The sequence below is a fragment of the Pseudoalteromonas sp. MIP2626 genome, assembly GCF_013414205.1.
Taxonomy (GTDB): Bacteria; Pseudomonadota; Gammaproteobacteria; order Enterobacterales; family Alteromonadaceae; genus Pseudoalteromonas; species Pseudoalteromonas nigrifaciens.
The window spans coordinates 1-2,762 of record NZ_JAATTW010000095.1 but is presented as its reverse complement, the minus strand read 5'-3'; the positions used below and the strand labels follow the sequence as shown (position 1 = coordinate 2,762).

Sequence of the window (2,762 nt, the reverse complement as noted above, 5' to 3'; positions counted from 1 at the left end):
AAGGGATCACCGCTGTTAAAATTTGCGGTGGAAAGTGAGCTTTAGTGCTTGCTGTCCACCTCAGGGCGTGTTGTTATATGCGCATGCCACATCAGTTTATTGTGGGCAAAATTAACGCATCTAGATCTTTAATTACATCAGCATGAAGCGCTAAGGCAAGGTTCAATGAAGCATTCATAACTGGCACATGCTTTAATGCAGAAGGTATTTCTATGACTTTTAAATCCCCCTCTACGCTTGACTCGATAACGCCCCAAACAACACCTATAAGGTTTACTTTGGTTCCTGGTGTATATGCACCACTAGCTTGTCTGAACATTGGTGCTTCATACGAGAAAACAGGTGATCCGCTTGAGCCTTGAAAAGCTGCTACATCTATAAGAAAATCTTGTTTGTTTTGATAATTAGCGAAAGGATGAGTAGCTGTATTTCCAATGCGAGAGATAGGCATATTATTGTGATGGTCCCATATGCCTCGTGGATAACCAACTACCAAAACTTGCTCTATGTCTCTAACATGCTTTTTATCTTCGTCTTTAACCATCCAGCTTGAATCAAGGATCATACTTCGAAGTTTTTTCCCTGAGTTTAGCAATTGAGCCATAATGATGGTTACATCAATAGCACAAAGGTCTATATCGGGGTTTGGATGGTTATATAAAAATGGTGCAATTGGAAGTTGTTCTGTTTTATCAACTCTTCCAACAGGTTGTTGATGTTCGTCTAAGTCTTCAAGAGAGTCAGCATAAGAATGAACAAATCTAATGTAGTCTGCGCCATTCACAACGTGCTTATTTGTTAAAATAAGTATTTTCGCATTCGATGTTTTTGGGTCTTGCACTTTATAGTAAAACCCAGTCCCTACGGAAAAAGGTTCTTGACCATTTTTACCCGCCATTACTCTAACAGTTGAACGAACAAGTGCATTTTCGATCGACATTTCATTCCTTAATATTATTAGTTGGCTGACTAACAAGCTGAATCTTCAGCGCATATAACGCCTTGCTCACCGGAAAATCAGGAGCGTAGCGAGTGATTTTTCCGAGTGCAGCAACTTGTTATGCGCAGTTCTCAAATTTTAAAGATTTTTGTAAGCGTGATAATTGTCGAGCACTTGATGGTAAAGAATTGCCGATTTTTTCCTTGCGGCAGGGTGGAAAGCGTTAATAAAGACAACCCCCTCATGCACATGAACCCGCTCACTCACTTTTTTAATCTCGGGGAATATATAGCGTTTAACTTGACTATATGTACCGCAAAGCACAACAACATCAGGCTTTATCAACTCAACTTGCCTTCTAACAAAAGTGGCAAATTCACTAGCATGTGTATCAAACGCCTTCTTATTGGTTGTAGCACTCCCAGAAGTCTTCCTTATATTTATGTATGCAATGTTCTTAATTGCGTTTTTTTCATTTAGCTTTGCATCTTTGAATGGCGGCACAACCCCATCATAATTTTGAATCCCGTAAGCCCATCGCCCCACCCGACGAAGAACCTGTCCTCGCCACCATCCGCTTTTCTTAACGTCAATAGCTCTATTGATTGCAGTAACAACATTCTGCTTGGCTTTATTTGTTTCCTTTAAAACAAACAAAACTCTTTTTCCACTACTATCCCAATTCTCTTTTGAGATCACTCCGTCGTGGTTGAAGTGCCAGCCCTCCGGGAATGCCTCTTTCCAAGCAGCCATCAACTCATCAATACAAATCATTTCGGAAATTTCTTTATTATCCATGAGTAAACTCAAATTAACTATTGGATAAGTCAGTAGACCCGTCAGGCAGCCATTCGATATTTAAGCCACCATCACCAAAACGAACTACACCTTCCTTTTTCGGTAGTTCACTGCATTGATCCCGATATTGAATAAAATTATCAAGCAATTCAATTAGGTGCACTTTGAACCCTGACTCAGTAGCCTTCTCAAAAATTTCGTCTTCAACCGTCCAACGAGTGCCGCTCAAGCGAGCCTCATTATCTTCCGCACAGAAAACCACTTTGCCATTTTCTTTCACAACCTCAGGGTATTGCTTGGCAAGCATGGCAAGGCGAGTAGCTTCGAAGTCTTGATCAAAATTTGGCATATTTTTTCCTTTGGCTCGTTATTCTTTCAGCTTGCGCCATATGGGCGACGGGTTGCGTCGTAGGGCCGCATAACGCCCTAATAATGGGCAAATTACAGTTGGTTAAAATAAGCGACGCAGGAGCAAAAACCAACTGTTATTTGTCCTGATTTATTTGCTTGTTAGCATTAAAACTCTGATACTTATTCCATGCGATAAATAACCATACAGAAAAGCAGCCTGCGCATAAGTACCCGAAGAAAATAAATAATGTAGCACTATTGATTTTTATACCTGTTGATATCGAGGCAACTAATAAGAGATTAGCTGTAAGCCCTGAGAATAGAATGCCAACAAGTACATCATTAACGGGCTTTAAGTTTGACGCTGCTATAGAAACACCCAAAAAAGCAATTAAAAACCAATAATGGTTTTCATAAAATTCACCCTGAGATATCAGAATAAAGATCGCCACAACGGTATAAATTAAAAAATTAAGTACCGATGTTATTTTCAATAGACTATCCAAGTTGACTCCTTAATGCTAACGCTTTGCTAAGCGGAAATTAACAGTTGGCTATAATCGCGAAGCGATGGCCAACTGTTAATTTTCCGTTTAAGCAACTTGTGTACGCCCGACATGGGCATTGACTTATGAGGTGAAAGTCCTCTGTAGGAAGATCACCGTTTAAATAA

At 40.0% G+C, this 2,762-nt stretch carries 4 protein-coding genes; all 4 read right to left on the bottom strand.

Annotation, left to right across the window (positions count from 1 at the left end):
- Positions 1 to 91: 91 nt before the first annotated feature.
- Positions 92 to 940 (bottom strand): serine protease, encoded by an 849-nt coding sequence (locus HC000_RS18085; protein ID WP_179808375.1) that lies wholly within the window; start codon positions 938 to 940, stop codon positions 92 to 94.
- Positions 941 to 1,078: 138 nt separating this feature from the next.
- Positions 1,079 to 1,738: a hypothetical protein gene (locus tag HC000_RS18080; protein ID WP_179808374.1), complete on the bottom strand. Its 660-nt coding sequence runs from the start codon at positions 1,736 to 1,738 to the stop codon at positions 1,079 to 1,081.
- A gap of 13 nt (positions 1,739 to 1,751) precedes the next feature.
- The gene (locus tag HC000_RS18075) at positions 1,752 to 2,087 is read right to left on the bottom strand and encodes a hypothetical protein (RefSeq protein WP_179808373.1); all 336 of its coding nucleotides are present in this window, start codon (positions 2,085 to 2,087) and stop codon (positions 1,752 to 1,754) included.
- 136 nt (positions 2,088 to 2,223) lie between these two features.
- The gene (locus HC000_RS18070; RefSeq protein ID WP_179808372.1) at positions 2,224 to 2,595 is read right to left on the bottom strand and encodes a hypothetical protein; all 372 of its coding nucleotides are present in this window, start codon (positions 2,593 to 2,595) and stop codon (positions 2,224 to 2,226) included.
- Between the last annotated feature and the right edge of the window lie 167 nt (positions 2,596 to 2,762).

Coding starts and splice junctions, on each gene's coding strand:
- HC000_RS18080 (WP_179808374.1), bottom strand. CDS start 1,738: ATGGATAATAAAGAAATTTCCGAAATGATTTGTATTGATGAGTTGATG.
- HC000_RS18085 (WP_179808375.1), bottom strand. CDS start 940: ATGTCGATCGAAAATGCACTTGTTCGTTCAACTGTTAGAGTAATGGCG.
- HC000_RS18075 (WP_179808373.1), bottom strand. CDS start 2,087: ATGCCAAATTTTGATCAAGACTTCGAAGCTACTCGCCTTGCCATGCTT.